At 53.0% G+C, this 19,563-nt stretch carries 17 protein-coding genes; 8 read left to right on the top strand and 9 right to left on the bottom strand.

The features are described from left to right. The first annotated feature begins 235 nt into the window (after positions 1–235). The 3 genes from glpT (at position 236) to inaA (ending at position 3,542) form a co-directional block, all read left to right on the top strand. Positions 236–1,594 (top strand): glycerol-3-phosphate transporter, encoded by a 1,359-nt coding sequence (glpT, locus tag HVX64_RS15495; protein ID WP_044258558.1) that lies wholly within the window; start codon positions 236–238, stop codon positions 1,592–1,594. A gap of 4 nt (positions 1,595–1,598) precedes the next feature. Continuing rightward, positions 1,599–2,675, top strand: coding sequence for a glycerophosphodiester phosphodiesterase (gene glpQ / locus HVX64_RS15490; protein WP_043000052.1), 1,077 nt, complete (start codon positions 1,599–1,601; stop codon positions 2,673–2,675). A 216-nt stretch (positions 2,676–2,891) separates the two neighbouring features. Then, a complete protein-coding gene (inaA, locus tag HVX64_RS15485) occupies positions 2,892–3,542 on the top strand; it encodes a lipopolysaccharide kinase InaA (protein ID WP_043000053.1) in 651 nt (216 codons plus the stop codon). A gap of 6 nt (positions 3,543–3,548) precedes the next feature. Here inaA and yfaE read toward each other — a convergent pair whose 3' ends face one another. From yfaE to ubiG, 4 genes are all read right to left on the bottom strand, one after another. Further along, positions 3,549–3,803, bottom strand: a complete 255-nt coding sequence (yfaE, locus tag HVX64_RS15480; RefSeq protein ID WP_043000054.1) for a ferredoxin-like diferric-tyrosyl radical cofactor maintenance protein YfaE — start codon at positions 3,801–3,803, stop codon at positions 3,549–3,551. Continuing rightward, complete coding sequence (gene nrdB / locus HVX64_RS15475; protein WP_042317865.1) at positions 3,803–4,933, bottom strand: class Ia ribonucleoside-diphosphate reductase subunit beta; 1,131 nt, start codon at positions 4,931–4,933, stop codon at positions 3,803–3,805. Before nrdB ends, yfaE begins: the two co-directional genes overlap by 1 nt. 114 nt (positions 4,934–5,047) lie before the next feature. Then, positions 5,048–7,333 carry a class 1a ribonucleoside-diphosphate reductase subunit alpha gene (gene nrdA, locus HVX64_RS15470; protein WP_044258561.1) on the bottom strand — a complete coding sequence of 762 codons (2,286 nt, stop codon included), beginning with the start codon at positions 7,331–7,333 and terminating at the stop codon, positions 5,048–5,050. Between the two features lie 416 nt (positions 7,334–7,749). Next, positions 7,750–8,478 (bottom strand): bifunctional 2-polyprenyl-6-hydroxyphenol methylase/3-demethylubiquinol 3-O-methyltransferase UbiG, encoded by a 729-nt coding sequence (gene ubiG, locus HVX64_RS15465; RefSeq protein WP_044258562.1) that lies wholly within the window; start codon positions 8,476–8,478, stop codon positions 7,750–7,752. 146 nt (positions 8,479–8,624) lie between these two features. On the opposite strand from ubiG, the gene gyrA reads away from it, so the two are divergent. From gyrA to HVX64_RS15440, 5 genes are all read left to right on the top strand, one after another. Further along, a complete protein-coding gene (gyrA, locus tag HVX64_RS15460; protein WP_044266198.1) occupies positions 8,625–11,261 on the top strand; it encodes a DNA topoisomerase (ATP-hydrolyzing) subunit A in 2,637 nt (878 codons plus the stop codon). 356 nt (positions 11,262–11,617) lie between these two features. Beyond that, complete coding sequence (locus HVX64_RS15455) at positions 11,618–12,139, top strand: PTS glucitol/sorbitol transporter subunit IIC (RefSeq protein ID WP_042317872.1); 522 nt, start codon at positions 11,618–11,620, stop codon at positions 12,137–12,139. Between the two features lie 9 nt (positions 12,140–12,148). Next, complete coding sequence (locus tag HVX64_RS15450; protein ID WP_044258567.1) at positions 12,149–12,547, top strand: PTS glucitol/sorbitol transporter subunit IIA; 399 nt, start codon at positions 12,149–12,151, stop codon at positions 12,545–12,547. Then, entirely contained in the window at positions 12,528–13,544 is a 1,017-nt protein-coding gene (locus HVX64_RS15445) for a PTS glucitol/sorbitol transporter subunit IIB (protein ID WP_044258569.1), read from the top strand. The genes HVX64_RS15450 and HVX64_RS15445 overlap by 20 nt, the downstream gene beginning before the upstream one ends. 11 nt (positions 13,545–13,555) lie before the next feature. Then, complete coding sequence (locus HVX64_RS15440) at positions 13,556–14,572, top strand: Gfo/Idh/MocA family oxidoreductase (RefSeq protein ID WP_044258571.1); 1,017 nt, start codon at positions 13,556–13,558, stop codon at positions 14,570–14,572. A gap of 94 nt (positions 14,573–14,666) precedes the next feature. Here HVX64_RS15440 and HVX64_RS15435 read toward each other — a convergent pair whose 3' ends face one another. The 5 genes from HVX64_RS15435 to atoD all read right to left on the bottom strand — a co-directional run bounded on the left by HVX64_RS15435 (position 14,667) and on the right by atoD (position 19,461). Further along, positions 14,667–15,422 carry a MurR/RpiR family transcriptional regulator gene (locus HVX64_RS15435; RefSeq protein WP_044258574.1) on the bottom strand — a complete coding sequence of 252 codons (756 nt, stop codon included), beginning with the start codon at positions 15,420–15,422 and terminating at the stop codon, positions 14,667–14,669. Between the two features lie 192 nt (positions 15,423–15,614). Continuing rightward, a complete protein-coding gene (locus tag HVX64_RS15430; RefSeq protein ID WP_044258577.1) occupies positions 15,615–16,799 on the bottom strand; it encodes an acetyl-CoA C-acetyltransferase in 1,185 nt (394 codons plus the stop codon). Between the two features lie 30 nt (positions 16,800–16,829). Next, positions 16,830–18,152 carry a TIGR00366 family protein gene (locus HVX64_RS15425; protein WP_043000062.1) on the bottom strand — a complete coding sequence of 441 codons (1,323 nt, stop codon included), beginning with the start codon at positions 18,150–18,152 and terminating at the stop codon, positions 16,830–16,832. Beyond that, positions 18,149–18,799: a 3-oxoacid CoA-transferase subunit B gene (locus tag HVX64_RS15420; protein ID WP_043000063.1), complete on the bottom strand. Its 651-nt coding sequence runs from the start codon at positions 18,797–18,799 to the stop codon at positions 18,149–18,151. The genes HVX64_RS15425 and HVX64_RS15420 overlap by 4 nt, the downstream gene beginning before the upstream one ends. After that, on the bottom strand, positions 18,799–19,461 hold the full coding sequence (gene atoD / locus HVX64_RS15415) for an acetate CoA-transferase subunit alpha (RefSeq protein ID WP_043000064.1): 663 nt from the start codon (positions 19,459–19,461) through the stop codon (positions 18,799–18,801). The genes HVX64_RS15420 and atoD overlap by 1 nt, the downstream gene beginning before the upstream one ends. Positions 19,462–19,563: the final 102 nt, after the last annotated feature.

The following is a 19,563-nucleotide window of genomic DNA, read 5'->3' as shown; positions in this document are numbered from 1 at the left end:
ATAAAAAGCATGGTTTGTTTGATTTCGCGCATATTCGCTCATAATTCGAAAATGAAACGTGATTTCGTGCGCCTTTCTGAACATTCATCATAAATCTGTAACAATATGTGCTGTAATTCACATTCACGGCATGTATCTTTGCATAACATCGCGACCAACACTGGAAGCAGCGGGGGTTGCGTGTACCACCTGCGGTGTTTACTACTTATAAAAGACGGGCCACGGAGGCTACATTATGTTGAGTATTTTTAAACCAGCGGCGCATAAAGCTCGCTTGCCTGCAGCGGAGATCGATCCGACATACCGCCGGCTTCGCTGGCAAATATTCCTGGGGATATTCTTTGGCTATGCCGCGTACTATCTGGTACGCAAGAACTTTGCCCTTGCAATGCCTTACCTGGTCGAGCAGGGGTTTTCACGCGGTGATTTAGGTTTTGCCTTGTCGGGGATCTCTATTGCCTACGGATTTTCGAAATTCATCATGGGGTCGGTTTCGGATCGCTCGAATCCGCGCGTTTTCCTGCCAGCCGGTCTGATTCTGGCCGCGGCAGTGATGCTGTTCATGGGCTTTGTACCGTGGGCGACATCGAGCATTGCCATTATGTTCGTGCTGTTGTTCCTCTGCGGATGGTTCCAGGGAATGGGCTGGCCGCCGTGCGGACGTACCATGGTGCACTGGTGGTCGCAGAAGGAACGTGGCGGGATTGTCTCCGTCTGGAACTGTGCGCATAACGTCGGTGGCGGGATCCCTCCGCTGCTGTTCCTGCTCGGGATGGCCTGGTTTAACGACTGGAAAGCTGCCCTGTATATGCCAGCGTTCGGCGCCATTCTGGTGGCTATTTTCGCTTTCGCGCTGATGCGTGATACGCCGCAATCCTGTGGCCTGCCGCCCATCGAAGAGTACAAAAACGACTATCCGGACGACTACAACGAGAAAGCGGAAGAAGAGCTGACCGCGAAGCAGATCTTCATGCAGTACGTTCTGCCGAATAAACTGTTGTGGTACATCGCGATTGCGAACGTGTTCGTTTATCTGCTGCGTTACGGCATTCTCGACTGGTCTCCAACCTATCTGAAAGAAGTGAAGCACTTTGCGCTGGATAAATCCTCCTGGGCCTACTTCTTCTATGAATATGCAGGGATCCCTGGCACGCTGCTGTGCGGCTGGATGTCGGACAAAGTGTTCCGTGGTAACCGTGGCGCGACCGGTGTGTTCTTTATGACCCTGGTGACGATCGCTACCATCGTTTACTGGATGAACCCGGCAGGTAACCCGACCGTCGATATGGTTTGTATGATTGTGATCGGCTTCCTGATTTACGGTCCGGTGATGCTGATTGGTCTGCATGCGCTGGAACTGGCACCGAAAAAAGCCGCAGGGACGGCAGCGGGCTTTACCGGCCTGTTTGGTTATCTCGGCGGTTCCGTGGCGGCCAGCGCCATCGTCGGCTACACCGTGGACTTCTTCGGCTGGGACGGCGGTTTCATGGTGATGATCGGCGGCAGCATTCTGGCGGTGATTCTGTTGATTGTGGTGATGATCGGCGAAAAACGCCACCATGCTGAGATGCAACTGAAACGCAACGGGGGCTAAGTGAATGAAAAAAACACTGAAAAACCTGAGCCTGACGCTGATGATGGCGGGCGCGGTAATGGGAAGTCATGCCCTGGCCGCCAGCAACACGGATAAAGTTGTGATTGCCCACCGTGGCGCGAGCGGCTACCTACCGGAGCATACGCTGCCCGCGAAAGCGATGGCCTACGCGCAGGGGGCGGATTATCTGGAACAGGATCTGGTGATGACCAAAGACGACCAACTGGTCGTCCTGCATGACCACTATCTTGATCGCGTGACGGATGTCGCCGAGCGTTTTCCGGATCGTGCGCGCAAAGACGGTCGTTATTACGCCATCGACTTTACGCTGGACGAAATCAAATCTCTGAAATTTACCGAAGGGTTTGATCTGGAAAATGGCAAGAAGGTGCAAACCTATCCTGGCCGTTTCCCGATGGGTAAATCGGATTTCCGCGTGCATACCTTTGCTGAAGAGATCGAGTTTGTTCAGGGACTGAACCATTCTACCGGCAAGAACATCGGTATCTATCCGGAGATCAAAGCGCCGTGGTTCCATCATCAGGAAGGGAAGGACATTGCGACGAAGACCCTGGAAGTGCTGAAACAGTACGGTTACAGCGACAAGCAGGACAAAGTCTATCTGCAAAGTTTTGATGTAGCAGAACTCAAGCGCATCAAAAATGAGCTGGAACCTAAAATGGGGATGGATCTGAACCTGGTGCAGTTGATTGCCTATACCGACTGGAATGAAACCCAGGAGAAGCAGCCGGACGGCAGTTGGGTCAATTACAACTACGACTGGATGTTCAAACCCGGGGCGATGAAACAGGTGGCGGAATATGCGGACGGCATCGGTCCGGATTACCACATGCTGATTGACGAGAAGTCGACGAAAGGCAATATCGTCCTGACAGATATGGTGAAAGAGGCCCACCAGAATAAGATGGCGGTTCATCCTTATACGGTGCGCGCCGATCAGTTGCCGGAGTACACGACGGATGTGAATCAGCTGTACGACATCCTCTACAACAAAGCGGGCGTGGACGGGCTGTTCACCGACTTCCCCGACAAAGCGGTGATGTTCTTACGTAAAGAGTAACAACCGCGTTATCCCTCTCCACTGCACCCCAAAGGCGGGCAACCGCTGAGTAAGGTGCAGTTTTTTTTATCTCTTTTCCTGCCGGTTTAATGCAAAAAAGCACACGTCAGATCAAGAAGTCCGTAGCCGATCATGAATTTCTTAAGATTTCCTTAAGAAGAAGATTTATATTTGTTCGATAAATAATTTATGTCGTTACTGTAACGGATGGTCACAATGGCGCAGGCAGCAGTGCAGGATGAGTTTGAGAGCTGGTGGGCAACGGAAGGCGATTGGGTCGAAGAACCGAATTATCGACGCAAAGGGATGAGCGGTGTGCAATGCATCGAACGTGACGGGAAGAAATTGTATGTGAAGCGGATGACACAACACCTGTTTCACTCGGTACGCTATCCTTTCGGACGTCCGACGATTGTGCGCGAAATTGAGGTGATCAACGAACTGGCCCGCGCGGGCGTTATCGTGCCGAAAATTGTCTATGGCAACGCGACAAAAGTTAACGGTGAGTGGCGTGCGCTGCTGATCACCGAAGATATGAAAGGCTTTGTGAGCATCGAGGAGTGGTATAAACAGCATGCAGTGACGCCGTATCCTGATGAGGTGCGTGATGCAATGCTAAACGCGGTCGCGCTGGCCTTTAAAAAGATGCACAGCGTCAATCGTCAGCACGGCTGCTGCTACGTAAGACATATCTATGTGAAAACGGAAGGGACGGTAGAAGCCGGGTTTTTAGATCTGGAAAAAAGCCGTCGTCGTTTGCGCCGCCATAAAGCGGCGCACCATGACTTCTCTCAGCTTGAGAAGTACCTGAGTCCCATCCCGAAAGCGGACTGGGAACAGGTGAAAGCGTATTACTACGCGCTGTAACGCGCGCTACATCTCAATTTCGATGTCGCCTTTTGCCCTGCAACAGCAGGGCAAAATTTCGCCGGGCTGAATGAATGCTAACGGCTCGGCGATCCAGTCCACTTGACCTGCAACCAGACGGCAGCGGCAAGAGCCGCAATAGCCTTCGCGGCACTGATATTCCACTTCAACGTTGTGCGATTCAAGCGCGGCGAGCAGGGAAGGGTGTTCATCCTGGCACAGCAACTGTGTGCCAGTGATGCGCAGCGTGACGCGTCCCATCAGAGCTGGAAGTTACTCAGATCGTCGGTATCGACTTCAGAGTCGATCTGCCCGACCAGATAAGAACTCACTTCCACTTCCTGCGGGGCCACCTGAACGTTATCGGACACCAGCCAGGTGTTGATCCACGGGATCGGGTTGGAACGGGTCTGGAACGGCAGATCCAGACCGACCGCCTGCATACGAATGTTGGTGATGTATTCGACGTACTGGCACAGAATGTCTTTGTTCAGGCCGATCATTGAACCGTCGCGGAACAGATAGTCTGCCCACTCTTTTTCCTGCAGGGCGGCCTGCACAAACAGGTCATAGCACTCCTGCTTACACTCTTCGGCAATTTCCGCCATTTCCGGATCGTCAACGCCGCTGCGCAACAGGTTCAGCATGTGCTGAGTGCCAGTCAAGTGCAGCGCTTCGTCACGGGCAATCAGGCGAATGATTTTAGCGTTGCCTTCCATCAGTTCACGCTCGGCGAAAGCGAATGAGCAGGCGAAGCTGACGTAGAAGCGGATTGCTTCCAGCGCGTTGACGCTCATCAGGCACAGATACAGTTTTTTCTTCAGCGCACGCAGGTTCACGGTGACGGTTTTGCCGTTCACGGTGTGCGTCCCTTCGCCCAGCAGGTGCCAGTAGCTGGTCATCTCAATCAGCTCATCGTAATAGCTGGAAATGCCTTCCGCACGTTTCTGGATCTGCTCGTTGGTGACGATGTCATCAAACACAATAGCCGGATCGTTAACGATATTACGAATGATATGGGTGTAAGAGCGCGAGTGAATGGTCTCGGAGAAGGCCCAGGTTTCGACCCAGGTTTCCAGTTCCGGAATGGAGATCAGCGGCAGCAGTGCCACGTTCGGGCTACGCCCCTGAATGGAATCCAGCAGCGTCTGGTACTTCAGGTTGCTGATAAAAATGTGTTTTTCATGCTCCGGCAGCGCCTGGTAGTCGATGCGGTCGCGTGAAACGTCAACCTCTTCAGGACGCCAGAAGAAGGAGAGTTGTTTTTCGATCAGCTTTTCGAAGATGTCATATTTTTGCTGATCGTAGCGGGCCACGTTAACCGGCTGACCAAAAAACATCGGCTCCAGCAGTTGATCGTTTTTCGTCTGTGAAAATGTGGTGTATGCCATTGAAGTGAGTCCTGTCAGCTGTGTAATGCCGGATGGCGCTTCGCTTATCCGGCCTACAACATCCGATTGATTTTGTAGGCCGGATGAGGCTTTTCGCCGCCATCCGGCAACAGATTAAATCTTACATGCGCCGCTTTCGCAGCCATCGTCCTGAATGGATGGCACCAGATCGTCCTGGGCATCTTCCGCGCCGTCGCGGGTGTTCTGATAATACAGCGTTTTGACCCCGAACTTATAGGCGGTGAGCAGGTCTTTGAGCAACTGCTGCATCGGCACTTTTCCGGACGGGAAGCGCGACGGATCGTAATTGGTGTTGGCTGAAATCGACTGATCGATAAACTTCTGCATAATCCCGACCAGTTGCAGATAACCGTCATTCCCCGGCATTTCCCACAGCAGCTCATAGGCGTTGCCCAGGTGCTCGTAGTCCGGCACGACCTGACGCAGGATGCCGTCTTTCGATGCTTTAATACTGACGTAACCGCGCGGCGGCTCAATACCGTTAGTGGCGTTCGAGATCTGCGAAGAGGTCTCGGACGGCATCAGGGCAGAGAGCGTTGAGTTACGCAGACCGTGGGTCTTGATGGACTCACGAAGCGCTTCCCAGTCATGATGCAGCGGTTCACTGGTGATGGCATCCAGATCTTTCTTGTAAGTATCGATCGGCAGAATGCCCTGTGCGTAGGTGGTTTCGTTAAACCATGGGCAGGCGCCTTGTTCAATCGCCAGTTCGTTAGAGGCCTTCAGCAGATAGTACTGAATGGCTTCAAACGTTTTGTGCGTCAGGTTGTTGGCGCTGCCGTCGGAGTAACGTACGCCGTGCTTCGCCAGATAGTAAGCGTAGTTAATCACGCCAATACCCAGCGTACGACGCCCCATCGCACCACGTTTGGCGGCCGGGATCGGGTAGTCCTGATAATCTAACAGCGCATCAAGGGCACGAACGGCCAGTACCGCCAGCTCTTCCAGTTCCTCGAGGCTGTTGATTGCTCCCAGGTTGAACGCGGAGAGCGTACACAGGGCGATTTCACCGTTTTCGTCGTTCACATCCATCAGCGGTTTGGTTGGCAGCGCGATTTCCAGACATAAGTTGGACTGGCGCACCGGCGCGACCTGCGGATCGAACGGGCTATGGGTGTTGCAGTGGTCAACGTTCTGAATATAGATACGACCCGTAGAGGCGCGTTCCTGCATCATCAGCGAGAACAGTTCAACGGCTTTGACACGCTGTTTGCGGATGCTGTCGTCTTTCTCATATTTCGTGTACAGACGCTCGAACTCGTCCTGATCGGCGAAGAACGCATCATACAGGCCAGGGACGTCGGACGGGCTGAACAGGGTAATGTCTTCCCCTTTCAGCAGACGGGTGTACATCAGTTTGTTGATTTGTACGCCGTAGTCCATGTGACGCACGCGGTTGCCTTCCACGCCACGGTTGTTTTTCAATACCAGCAGGCTTTCCACTTCCAGATGCCACATCGGGTAGAACAGCGTGGCCGCACCACCGCGTACACCGCCCTGAGAGCAGGATTTCACGGCGGTCTGGAAGTGCTTGTAGAACGGGATACAGCCGGTGTGGAACGCTTCGCCGCCGCGAATCGGGCTGCCCAGCGCACGGATACGACCGGCGTTGATACCGATACCAGCACGCTGGGAAACGTATTTCACAATCGCGCTGGAGGTGGCGTTGATCGAGTCCAGGCTGTCGCCGCACTCGATCAGCACGCAAGAGCTGAACTGACGCGTCGGGGTACGAACGCCAGACATGATCGGCGTCGGCAGAGAAATTTTGAACGTCGACACCGCGTCATAAAAACGTTTGACGTATTCCAGACGGGTTTCGCGCGGGTAATTCGAGAACAGGCAGGCTGCTACCAGAATATAGAGGAACTGGGCGCTTTCGTAGATCTCACCGGTGACACGGTTTTGTACCAGATATTTCCCTTCCAGCTGCTTAACGGCGGCGTAGGAGAAGGTCATATCACGGTCGTGTACGATGAACGAGTCCATCTGCTTGAACTCTTCTTCCGTGTAGTCTTCCAGCAGATGATTGTCGTATTTGCCCATTTCAACCATTTTCACCACATGGTCAAACAGTTTCGGCGGTTCAAATTCGCCGTAGGCTTTTTTACGCAGATGGAAAATCGCCAGACGCGCAGCCAGATACTGATAATCCGGCGCATCGCGGGAGATCAGGTCCGCCGCCGCTTTAATGATCGTTTCATGGATATCGGAGGTCTTGATACCGTCATAAAACTGGATGTGGGAGCGCAGTTCGACCTGAGAGATCGATACGTTATTCAGTCCTTCTGCCGCCCAATCCAGAACCCGATGGATTTTGTCGAGATTGATGCGCTCTGTACTACCATCACGCTTTGTCACCAGCAGACTCTGATTCATGTGGTTTTTTACCTGTCCGTGAAAGAAAAAATATCCCCTGCATTATCCACAATGCCACCTTGTGACTAACTCTGTGGATAAATACTACATGTAGGGGTTGAGTGTTAAAGTAAACGCTATATGGTGAGTATTCTAGTAGGGATTCTTTTCAGCACAAGAGTTGATTTTGAGGTTAAATTGAGGTTGCAAAAGGGTAAGAAAGGCTAAGTGCACGTCGCATAAGGCCTGGCGGGGATGTCAATAATTCATAAAAAAAATAGATAATTTGATCGAGTGCTGATTTCTTCAACGAAGGTGTAGAAAGTTCTCATGATCTGGCGCAATTTTTGTAAGCCGGATGGCGACAGTAATGTTGTATCCGGCCTACAGGCACATCTTTGTAGGCCTGATAAGCGAAGCGCCATCAGGCAGGGGGCTTATTCCGCTTTTGCGGTGGTATGCACCATATAGTTCACATCAACGCCAGGGCCAAGCTTGAAGGTGTTGGTGATAGGGTTGTAGTGCAACCCGGTCATATGGCGCTCCTGCAAGACCGTCTGATCCACCCAACCTAGCAGCTCCGCAGGTTTAATAAATTTCTTCACATCATGGGTCCCTTTCGGCACCATGCGTAAAATATATTCCGCACCGACAACCGCCATCAACCAGGATTTGCCATTACGGTTGAGCGTTGAGAAGAACACCTCGCCGCCGGGTTTCACCAGTTGTGCGCAGGCGCGAACCACCGATTGCGGATCGGGCACATGTTCCAGCATCTCCATACAGGTTACCACGTCATACTGATGGGCATGTTTTGCCGCGTGTTCTTCCACGGTTTCCTGCACGTAATCCACCTGAATACCACTTTCCAGCGCATGCAGTTTTGCTACCTGCAAGGGCTCAAACCCCATGTCCAGACCGGTCACTGTGGCGCCTTCACGCGCCATGCTCTCTGCCAGAATGCCGCCGCCGCAGCCGACGTCGAGCACCTTTTTACCAAACAGGCCGCCTGAGCGTTCAGCAATATAACCCAGCCGCAGCGGGTTAATGCGATGCAACGGCTTAAATTCGCCTTCCAGATCCCACCAGCGCGACGCGACTGCTTCAAACTTGGCAATTTCTTCATGGTCAACGTTGTGGTTTACCGGTGGTTTTACGGCATTCATCGGGGCTTTTACTCCTTATAGGGCTAGTGACAGGAGTATATCAGTCCACGCGGGTGAATAAAGCTTATTGGTTTACCTCAATCTCTGCGGTTGTGTTATAATTTGCGACCTTTGAATCCGGGATACAGTAGAGGGATAGCGGTTAGATGAGCGACCTTGCGAGAGAAATTACACCGGTCAACATTGAGGAAGAGCTGAAGAACTCTTATCTGGATTATGCGATGTCGGTCATTGTTGGCCGTGCGCTGCCGGATGTCCGAGATGGCCTGAAGCCGGTACACCGTCGCGTACTTTACGCCATGAACGTATTGGGCAATGACTGGAACAAAGCCTATAAGAAATCAGCCCGTGTCGTTGGTGACGTAATCGGTAAATACCACCCGCATGGCGACTCTGCGGTATACGACACCATTGTCCGTATGGCTCAGCCGTTCTCGCTGCGATATATGCTGGTGGATGGCCAGGGGAACTTCGGTTCCATCGATGGCGATTCCGCGGCGGCGATGCGTTATACGGAAATCCGTCTGGCGAAGATTGCCCATGAGTTAATGGCCGATCTGGAAAAAGAGACGGTTGATTTTGTCGACAACTATGACGGCACGGAAAAAATCCCTGACGTTATGCCGACCAAAATCCCGAACCTGTTGGTAAACGGTTCGTCCGGTATCGCAGTAGGGATGGCGACCAACATCCCGCCACACAACCTGACGGAAGTGGTTAACGGCTGCCTGGCGTATATCGACAATGAAGACATCAGCATTGAAGGGCTGATGGAATACATCCCGGGTCCGGACTTCCCGACGGCGGCGATCATCAACGGTCGTCGCGGTATTGAAGAAGCTTATCGTACCGGTCGCGGTAAAGTGTACATCCGTGCCCGCGCGGAAGTGGAAGTAGACGCGAAAACCGGTCGTGAAACCATTATCGTGCATGAAATTCCGTATCAGGTGAACAAAGCGCGCCTGATCGAGAAAATCGCGGAACTGGTAAAAGACAAACGCGTTGAAGGCATCAGCGCGCTGCGTGATGAGTCTGACAAAGACGGTATGCGCATCGTGATTGAAGTTAAGCGCGACGCGGTCGGGGAAGTGGTGCTGAACAACCTCTACTCCCAGACTCAACTGCAGGTCTCTTTCGGTATCAACATGGTGGCACTGCACCATGGTCAGCCGAAGATCATGAACCTGAAAGACATCATTTCAGCGTTTGTGCGCCACCGCCGTGAAGTGGTGACCCGCCGTACCATTTTCGAACTGCGTAAAGCCCGCGATCGTGCGCATATCCTTGAAGCACTGGCGATTGCGCTGGCGAACATCGACCCGATCATTGAGCTGATTCGTCGTGCGCCGACCCCGTCGGAAGCGAAAGCCGCATTGATCGCACGTCCGTGGGATCTGGGCAACGTGGCTGCGATGCTGGAACGTGCTGGTGACGACGCTGCGCGTCCGGAATGGCTGGAGCCAGAATTCGGCGTGCGTGACGGTCAGTACTACCTGACAGAACAGCAGGCCCAGGCGATTCTGGATCTGCGTCTGCAGAAACTGACCGGCCTTGAGCATGAAAAACTGCTCGATGAATACAAAGAGCTGCTGGAACAGATCGCGGAACTGCTGCACATTCTGGGCAGCGCCGATCGCCTGATGGAAGTGATTCGCGAAGAGCTGGAGCTGATCCGCGATCAGTTTGGCGATGAGCGTCGTACCGAAATCACCGCGAATAGCGCTGATATCAATATCGAAGATCTGATCAACCAGGAAGATGTAGTTGTGACCCTGTCTCATCAGGGCTACGTGAAGTATCAGCCGCTGACCGACTACGAAGCACAACGTCGTGGTGGGAAAGGCAAATCGGCTGCACGTATTAAAGAAGAAGACTTTATTGACCGTCTGCTGGTGGCCAACACCCATGACACGATCCTCTGCTTCTCCAGCCGGGGTCGTCTGTACTGGATGAAGGTTTATCAACTGCCAGAAGCGAGCCGTGGTGCGCGTGGCCGTCCGATCGTCAACCTGCTGCCGCTGGAAGCCGACGAACGTATTACCGCTATCCTGCCGGTTCGTGAGTACGAAGAGGGCGTGAACGTCTTTATGGCGACCGCCAGCGGTACGGTGAAGAAAACCGCGCTGACCGAATTCAGCCGCCCGCGTTCTGCCGGTATCATTGCGGTGAACCTGAACGATGGCGACGAACTGATTGGCGTGGATCTGACCTCCGGTTCTGACGAAGTCATGCTGTTCTCGGCGGCGGGCAAAGTGGTGCGCTTTAAAGAGGACGCCGTCCGTGCGATGGGCCGTACTGCGACTGGCGTACGAGGCATCAAGCTGGCGGGCGAAGACAAAGTCGTCTCCCTGATTATTCCACGTGGTGAAGGCGCGATCCTGACCGTGACGCAAAATGGTTACGGTAAGCGTACGGCGGCGGAAGAGTATCCGACCAAGTCCCGTGCGACGCAGGGCGTTATCTCTATCAAAGTGACCGAGCGCAACGGTTCTGTTGTTGGCGCGGTGCAGGTTGATGATTGCGACCAGATCATGATGATCACCGATGCCGGTACGCTGGTGCGTACTCGCGTGTCGGAAATCAGCGTGGTAGGACGTAATACTCAGGGCGTGATCCTCATCCGTACGGCGGAAGATGAAAACGTGGTGGGTCTGCAGCGTGTGGCTGAGCCGGTGGATGACGAAGAACTCGACTCCATCGACGGTAGCGCGGCGGAAGGGGATGATGATATCGCCCCGGAAGCGGAAACCGACGACGATGTCGCCGATGACGCTGACGAGTAATCGGCGAGTTTAACGACTGCACAAAAGGGAGGCGCTGCCTCCCTTTTTTTCGTCCTGAATTCACCATTTCCCCTTGCCAAAAGGTCCTGTCCGGTGACTTTTTCCTTCATGTATAAAAATACAAAATAAAATGAATAATTATAACTCTGTGAAGGTGCTCACTGTTTGTGCAGCCATTTCCCGTTAACTTTCCTGTTACCAAACCGCGATATTTACGAGCCCTTACTGCCAGGAGAACTGAAAAATTATTAAATAACATCATCTGAATTCTTAAAGACAAAAGCGTTGGCTGCCTTCATCTGTCAATACACTTCTGACGGATGAATATACTTATACCTACACGTTGGGAGTTAACTATGATAGTTGAAATAGCAGAAGGCTTTATCCATCTTTTCCAGAGCGCAGGTAAGATATTCTCCGGGATGATCGTCAGTACCATTCCGATGCTGATAACCTTAATTTTGACCGTTAATTTTATTATGAAATTAATTGGCCAACAGCGAATGGAAAAAGTCGCCACCCTGATGGGGAAGTCAAAAATATTAACCTATGGAATTTTGCCGAGTTTTGCCTGGTTCTTTCTTAGCAGTCCGGGTGCGCTGACGATGGGTAAATTTCTGCCCGAACGTTGTAAACCCGCTTATCAGGATGCGCTGGGCAGCACCGTACATCCGCTGACCTCTCTGTTCCCACACATTGTGCCATCTGAACTCTTTATCTGGCTGGGCGTCGCCGCTGGCCTGACGCGACTCGATCTACCGGTTGCCGACCTGGCATTACGCTATATCGCTGCGGGTATTCTACTCGGTTTTATCCGTGGTTTTCTGACGGAATATATCTTCACCCGGCTGGAGAAACGCGAACTTAATCAGGAATAAGGGAAAACAATGAAAGTACTATTTTCGGCTGACGTCGTAAAGGCTGGAAGAAAAGTGGAAGAGGGACTGCTTAATGGCATGTTGATTACCTTTAATGACCATGCTCCGGAAGATTATCTCGATTATGTCCTGGTCATTAAGAATATTGTTTGTGATGTTACCCCATTACAAAAAACAATGGATTATGTTCTGCAGATTAATAATCAGACCTGGAATATAACCTGCTGGGGAGAGGCCGCATGGCAAAATTTATGCGAGTTAGGTCATGTGACAGTGGTATTTGACGGGGCTGAAAAGCCAATAGCCTATGGTTCATTACACGTTAACAGTCATTGTTCTCCATCCGTAAATGAATTGATTGGCCTATTGACAATAATGAGGAAAACCAATGAAAACCGTACTGATTAAAAAAGGTCATTCAGGGATTGGCGATGACATGTATTTATCTCGCGATACCCGCATGGTCATCCTGTCGCTTACCGGCAAAACCATTGATCCGGTCGCGAAAAAACTGGGTGAAATGCTGGAAATGACCGTGGTTAACGGCTTTGACGCCATGCCGGATGATAAGAAAATCCTTTGTGTGGTCATCAACTGTGGCGGTTCACTGCGCTGCGGCATTTATCCGCAGAAAAGAATCAAGACAATCAACGTACTCCCTACCGGTGCGATGGGGCCGCTGGCGAAATATATCACCGAAGATATTTACATCTCTGATGTCAGTCTTGAATCGCTTTCGCTGATTGAAACCATTAATCAACCGGTAACCGGGGAGGAAAACGTTGAGCTCAGTGATCCTCTCCCGGCAGACCATGCCTGTGCCGTGGCTCACGAACACGTGGAGGCAAAACCACGCGGTTCCGCGACCAACACCGCGCTGGAGTTGATGACGCGTTTTGCGACGGGAATCGGTAACTTTGTCAGCCTGCTCTACTCCTCGGCGCGTGAATCGGTCGAGCTGTGTATTAAAAACGTGATCCCCTTTATGGCCTTTATCTCGGTTCTGATCGCTCTGGTTCAGGAGACCGCGATTGGTCAGTGGACCGGGAATGCGCTGTCGCCGCTTGCCGGATCGTTAACCGGTCTGTTTGTGATTGCGATTATTTGTGGTCTGCCCTTCATCTCTCCCATTCTGGCTCCTGGCGCGGCGATTGCGCAGGTCGTTGGTGTGCTGGTAGGAACGCTAATCGGTAGCGGGGTGGTTTCACCGCTGATGGCGTTGCCGGCGCTGTTCGCGATTAACGTCCAGGTCGGTGCCGATTTCATTCCCGTTGGGCTTTCCATGCAGGAGGCGAAAGAGAAAACCATTCGTCTTGGCGTGCCCTCTTTCTTGCTGTCACGGATGATTACCGCGCCTCTGGCGGTGGCCATCGGTTATCTGTTTTCGTTTGGCTTGTTTAACTGAGGAAATGTGTAATGAACAAAATCAATGCCGCGGTGGTGGGGGCCGGTATTTATGGCAAACATCATATCAATGCGTATCACTATAATCCGTGGGTGAACCTGGTGGGGTTTTGCGAGATCAATCCGGACATCCGCGCCAACGTTGCGGCGGAGTTTCAGGTGCCTGGTTATGCCTCGCTGGCAGAGTTGTTTGCCGCGACGGACGTTGATCTGATATCAATCGCGACGCCGGATCCGTTCCACTTTGATGCCACGATTGAAGCCATCAGGGCGGGCAAACATGTGCTGATTGAGAAACCGATGGCGACAACGTCAGCGGAATGTCGGGAAATCATCCGCTGTGCGCAGCAACAAGGAGTGAAGATTGGCGTTGATTACCACAAGCGTTGGGACGGGATGGCACAGCATATTCACCATGAGCTGTTGAAACCCGAAACCGGTCAGGTCCTGCGTGGCTATATGAGCATGGACGATATTATCGACGTGCCGAAAAACTGGCTGTCATGGGCGAATGAGAGTTCTCCCGTTCATTTTCTCGGAACGCATTGTTTTGATTTGATTAGATATTATATGAACGGCGCCAATGCGGTGAGCGTCTATGCGATAGGGCAGAAGAAGAAGCTGGTGGCGGAAGGCGTTGATTCCTGGGATACCATTCAGTCGTTTGTCACCTTTGATAATGGCGCGCAATGGACCGTTGAAGTGGGGTGGTGCTTACCACCTTCATTTCCCAAAGCAAACGATGGGCGTAGTTTTGTTATTACCGAGAATAACTATTATCGCGCCGATGCGCAGTTGCGGGGATATGAAATGTTCACCCCTCAGCGCAGTGCAACGCCAAATTATAATTTTATTAATTACGTTAATAATAAAGCCAGTGGCTATGGGATTCAGCCAATACATGATTTTGTTGAGCACATATTATTTGATACCCCTTATCTGGCAACCGCTGATGATGGGTTGCAGGCGACGTTAATATGTGAAGCCGTGCATCATTCGTTATCGACAGGACGTATTGTGCAGTTATAACTCATCGGTGGTTTACGCCTCATAAACCGTTTTGCTGGCTTTAATTTCTTTGATTAAGGCAGGGTTCGTTATTCCCCCTCAACCCGGTCGATGATCATCGTTTATGAGGCGCCTTTTCATTATTCATATTCAGATAGCAATATTGCAGCGCGTGGAAAAAAAGCGTGTGTAAAGACATTTTCAGTGCGGCGAAACTGAGGGGGCTGACGCTGGACTGAGGCGTATATAAGGTTACATCGGCAAGCGTCGCGCCGCTCTGATGGCAGGAGACTGCCAGTGAGGCGGCCTCATGCTCGCGAATCAAGGTAATGAGTTGATTATCCGGCTCATCTTTGAGTCCAGGAAGCAGGATCACGGAATCACAATCCGTCAGGGTGTTTGTCAGCAATGAATGGGCATTCTGGTACTCTACGGGAATGCAGACTTTACCAATATCACTATAATCCTGAATGATATTGCTGAGTAATGAACTCAGTTCTCGCGGATGACAGAAATAGAGGTTACGGCTGGAATTAATAATTTCAAAAAAAGTATTAAGGGCCGCAGGGTTATTATTATTAATAAACTCGCCAAGAATAACATTGTTTTTCGTTGCCTGGGCCGGAAGCAGTGCCTCAGGTTCGCTGCGCAGACACTTAATTAAATCATATTTAAATGAAGTAAAGCCGGTATAACCGAGAGATTGCGCAAAGCGAACAATGGAGGGTTGGCTGGTTTGCGTCTTTTTTGAAATTGCCGTCGACGTCAGTTTTTCCGCGCCCGATAATGTAGCCAGAATGTAACGGCTAATTGTTTGCTCCGCGTGCGTACCTGTTTTTACCAGTAACTGAAGTTGTTCGATAATGTTCATTGAGGTCCCTCGGTTTTGTTTATTATGACAGATACACTTTATCCTTCAAGCAGCCTCTGTGTTGGCGATGGAGCGATCCGGCTCGTCCATGAGCCTCGTCCCTTTAAGCCAGCGCAAGCGTTGTTCAAAATGCCTGCTGCCTGTTGTCCTGCGACTCGAAGGATTTAGTGTCTAACCAGGGGACCCCAGGGATTAATTCATCCTTTCCACAATCATTGCAATGCCCTGACCGCCGCCGATGCACAGCGTTGCCAGACCCAGCGTTTTATCCCTGGCGGAAAGCGCATGCAGCAATGTCACCAGGATCCGCGCGCCGCTGGCGCCGATCGGATGCCCAAGCGCAATCGCGCCACCGTTCACGTTCACCTTTTGTGGGTCGAAGCCCAGCGTCTTGCCGACGGCAAGGAACTGCGCGGCAAACGCCTCATTGGCTTCAATCAGATCGATATCGGAAAGCTGCAATCCGCATTGTTTCAGGGCTTTCTGCGTGGCGGGTACCGGCCCCATCCCCATCAGCGCTGGCGCGACGCCGCCGCTGGCATATGCCTTAATGCGTGCCAGCGGTTTCAGTCCTGCCGCCAGTGCGGCAGATTCTTCCATGACCACCAGCGCGGCCGCGCCGTCGTTGATCCCAGAGGCGTTGCCAGCGGTGACGGTGCCGGCCTTATCAAACGCCGGACGCAGTGCCGCAAGACCTTCTGCTGTTGAGTCAGCCTTGGGGAATTCGTCGCGGTCAAAGACAATGGTTTTTTTACGCGACGTGACGCTGACCGGCACAATTTCGGCCTCAAAGGCGCCAGAATGGATGGCGGCGACCGCTTTTTGCTGAGAGAGCAGTGCGAGCTCATCCTGCATGTCGCGGCTGATACCGTATTCACGGGCGACGTTTTCGGCGGTGATCCCCATGTGATAACCATGGGTGGCACAGAGCAGACCGTCACGCAGAATCACATCCGACAACTGGCCGTCGCCGAGGCGATAACCCCAGCGGGCTTTCGCATCCAGCAGATAGGGGGCCAGACTCATGTTTTCCATGCCGCCAGCAACCAGCGCCTGTGCCTGACCGGCCTGAATTGCCTGGGCGGCCAGTGCGACGCTTTTGAGCCCTGAACCGCAGACTTTGTTGACGGTAAACCCGCAGACGGTTTCGCTAAGGCCGCTTTTTAACAGTGCCTGGCGCGCCGGGTTTTGTCCCAGACCGGCCTGCAACACGTTGCCCATGATCACTTCATCCACACGTTGCGGGTCGAGTTGCGCGCGTTCCAGCGCGGCGCTAATCACAGTCGCGCCAAGTTCGATGGCACTGGTGGTGGCCAGCGCGCCGTTGAAGCTGCCGATGGCGGTACGTACTGCGCTGACGATGACACAATTTTTCATCTTCTGTTCCTTAAAAGTGAGTCGCTGCCGTCAGAAAAAGGTCAGACCGACAACAAAAATGACACCGGAGAAAAGCAGGGCGGTGATGCAGTACCCCATGATGTCGCGAACCCCCAACCCGGCGATGGCCAGTGCGGGAAGCGCCCAGAAGGGTTGCGCCATGTTCATCCACTGCTCGCCGTAGGCAATCGCCATCACGGATTTACCCAGATCGGCCCCTAGCGCTTGCGCGGCTGGCATGACGAACGGTCCCTGAATAACCCAGTGACCACCGCCTGACGGCACGGCAAAGTTGATCAGCGCAGAGCTGAAGAAGGTCATGACCGGGAAGGTGTCTTTATTGGCGACGTTGATGAAGAACTCGGTGATGAGTCCTCCGAGACCGGAGTGCTCCATCATCAACTGGATACCGGCATAGAACGGGAACTGCACCAGGATACCGGCGGTGCTGCGCGCAGCGGCACTAATGGCGCGCATATAGGCCATCGGCGTTTTGTGCAGCAGCAGACCGGCAATCATAAACATCAGGTTGACGGTGTTGATGGTGATGTTGAACCCTTTCTCGGCGAAGTAGATCCCGAGATAAGCGATGCCTAATGCCCCAATGATCAGCGCCAGGATTCGGCTCTCTTCCAGTTTTTCGGACGGAGGCGCATCTGCTGGCAAGGTCTTCTGGAAATCAGGCTCTTCCATCAACAGTTTCGGATCGACGCTGACAACATCCGACGGTTTTGGCGTCATCATGCGGGTGATAAACGGCATGACCACAATCAGACCGAGAGTGATGAAGATGTTGAAACCGGTAAACAGGGTGTCGCTGACCGGAATCAAGCCCGCAATGTGTTCCACCGGGTTACCCGGCGTTGCCGCCAGCAGGGGCATCGAGCCGGAGAAGCCGCCGCCCCAGGTCAGAAAACCGATATAAGCGCAGGCAATCAGCAGCGGATAATCGGATCCCGGCACGCGACGGGCAACTTCACGGGCAAACATCGCTCCCACTACCAGACCGAAGCCCCAGTTAATGACGCAAGCGACGGAGCCAAAGAAGGTCACCAGCATTACGCCCTGCGCGGGCGTTTTTGCGGCAGACGCGGCAGTACGCAGCAGGTTTTTCACCGGACCGGAACTGGCCAGCGCGTGACCTGTCACGATGATCAACGCCATCTGCATCCCGAAGGCCAGCAGATTCCAGAAGCCATCCCCCCAGAAACGCACCATACTGATCGGCGTTTGCGGCGTCAGCCACAGCGCGATGCCGAACGTCAACAGCGTCAGCAGCATGGCGAAAATCAGGGGATCGGGCAGCCAGCGACTGACGAAGCGCGTCATGAAACGCGAGATACGGCCGATCATGCTTCACCTCGCTGAACGACCAGATCGGCGGCAATGTCAAACTGCGCTTCTGTTTTTGCTCGCAGAGTATCGAGGTCGCACCCGTCGACGATTTCCGTCAGCCACATTTTGCCGTCGATAAAGCGGAACACGGCGAGTTCGGTAACCAGCATATGCACCGCATGTTGGGCCGTCAGTGGCATGGTGCAGTGGCGAAGGATTTTCGCCGAGCCGTCTTTCGCGCAGTGTTCCATCGCGATAATCACTTTGCGCGCTCCGGTTACCAGATCCATCGCGCCGCCCATCCCAGGGACCATTTTGCCGGGCACGACCCAGTTCGCGAGGTTAGCCTGTTCATCAACCTGCAACCCGCCCAGTACGCAGGCATCGACGTGGCCGCCACGAATCAGCGCGAATGACATCGCGCTGTCGAACATCGCCGCACCCGGCAATATTCCGCAGGGTTGACCACCGGCGTTCACCAGATCGGGATGCGCGGTCGTGACCGGTCCCAGTCCGAGAAATCCGTTCTCTGATTGCAGGGTGATATGAATGTCATCCGGCAGATAGTTGGCGACCATCGTCGGCAGGCCAATGCCTAAATTCACAACATCACCATCGCGAAGTTCTTGCGCCACACGGCGCGCAATACGTTGTTTAGCATCCATTATTTGCTCTCCTGTGGCATGACGATATGGTCGATAACGGCGCCGGGGGTGACTATCTGGTCAGGCAACAGATCGCCTGTCTCAACGAGTTCGTCAGGTTCCACCAGGGTGATATCGGCGGCGAGGGCAATAAGCGGGTTGAAGTTGCGGGCGCTGAGTTGGTAGGTCAGGTTGCCGAGTGGGTCGGCACGGTGCGCGCGGATGAGTGCCAGGTCGGCACGCAACGGTCGCTCCAGTAGCCAGGTTTTGCCGTCAAGCGTCAGGGTTTGTTTGCCATCTTCCACAATCGTGCCGACGCCGGTTGGGGTCAGGAAGCCGCCGAGTCCAGCACCGCCGCAGCGGATCTGTTCAATCAGCGTACCCTGCGGCACCAGCTGAACGTCCATCTCTTTGGCGATCATCCGACGCCCGGTTTCCGGGTTAGTGCCGATATGGGACGCAATGACTTTGTTCACCCGGCCATTGACGATCAGCGGGCCGATGCCGGTATCGACAAAGGCGGTATCGTTGGCGATCAGTGTCAGGTCTCTGACGCCGGATTCAAGTAAGGCTTCGACAAGGCGGGGCGGGGTCCCGACCCCCATAAAACCACCAACCATGATGGTCATGCCGTCACGAAAGAATCCGGCAGCGTTCTGTAAGGTAATCAGTTTTGTTTTCATTATGTTTCCCTTTTGCATACTCCATTTTGGGTACACAAAGGGAATAGCAAGCGGGATGCCAGAATGGCTAACGGACAGGGATATTAGTTAACCTGTTGAATA

Source organism: Citrobacter sp. RHB20-C16 (genome assembly GCF_013890155.1).
GTDB classification, from domain to species: Bacteria; Pseudomonadota; Gammaproteobacteria; order Enterobacterales; family Enterobacteriaceae; genus Citrobacter_A; species Citrobacter_A amalonaticus.
Note: the sequence above shows the minus strand (reverse complement) of the source record. Positions and strands in the feature narration are given on the sequence as shown.

Coding starts and splice junctions, on each gene's coding strand:
- yfaE (WP_043000054.1), bottom strand. CDS start 3,803: ATGGGACGCGTCACGCTGCGCATCACTGGCACACAGTTGCTGTGCCAG.
- HVX64_RS15435 (WP_044258574.1), bottom strand. CDS start 15,422: ATGAACATTATCGAACAACTTCAGTTACTGGTAAAAACAGGTACGCAC.
- inaA (WP_043000053.1), top strand. CDS start 2,892: ATGGCGCAGGCAGCAGTGCAGGATGAGTTTGAGAGCTGGTGGGCAACG.
- gyrA (WP_044266198.1), top strand. CDS start 8,625: ATGAGCGACCTTGCGAGAGAAATTACACCGGTCAACATTGAGGAAGAG.
- atoD (WP_043000064.1), bottom strand. CDS start 19,461: ATGAAAACAAAACTGATTACCTTACAGAACGCTGCCGGATTCTTTCGT.
- glpT (WP_044258558.1), top strand. CDS start 236: ATGTTGAGTATTTTTAAACCAGCGGCGCATAAAGCTCGCTTGCCTGCA.
- nrdA (WP_044258561.1), bottom strand. CDS start 7,333: ATGAATCAGAGTCTGCTGGTGACAAAGCGTGATGGTAGTACAGAGCGC.
- HVX64_RS15440 (WP_044258571.1), top strand. CDS start 13,556: ATGAACAAAATCAATGCCGCGGTGGTGGGGGCCGGTATTTATGGCAAA.
- HVX64_RS15420 (WP_043000063.1), bottom strand. CDS start 18,799: ATGGATGCTAAACAACGTATTGCGCGCCGTGTGGCGCAAGAACTTCGC.
- HVX64_RS15445 (WP_044258569.1), top strand. CDS start 12,528: ATGAAAACCGTACTGATTAAAAAAGGTCATTCAGGGATTGGCGATGAC.
- nrdB (WP_042317865.1), bottom strand. CDS start 4,933: ATGGCATACACCACATTTTCACAGACGAAAAACGATCAACTGCTGGAG.
- ubiG (WP_044258562.1), bottom strand. CDS start 8,478: ATGAATGCCGTAAAACCACCGGTAAACCACAACGTTGACCATGAAGAA.
- HVX64_RS15425 (WP_043000062.1), bottom strand. CDS start 18,152: ATGATCGGCCGTATCTCGCGTTTCATGACGCGCTTCGTCAGTCGCTGG.
- HVX64_RS15430 (WP_044258577.1), bottom strand. CDS start 16,799: ATGAAAAATTGTGTCATCGTCAGCGCAGTACGTACCGCCATCGGCAGC.
- glpQ (WP_043000052.1), top strand. CDS start 1,599: ATGAAAAAAACACTGAAAAACCTGAGCCTGACGCTGATGATGGCGGGC.
- HVX64_RS15450 (WP_044258567.1), top strand. CDS start 12,149: ATGAAAGTACTATTTTCGGCTGACGTCGTAAAGGCTGGAAGAAAAGTG.
- HVX64_RS15455 (WP_042317872.1), top strand. CDS start 11,618: ATGATAGTTGAAATAGCAGAAGGCTTTATCCATCTTTTCCAGAGCGCA.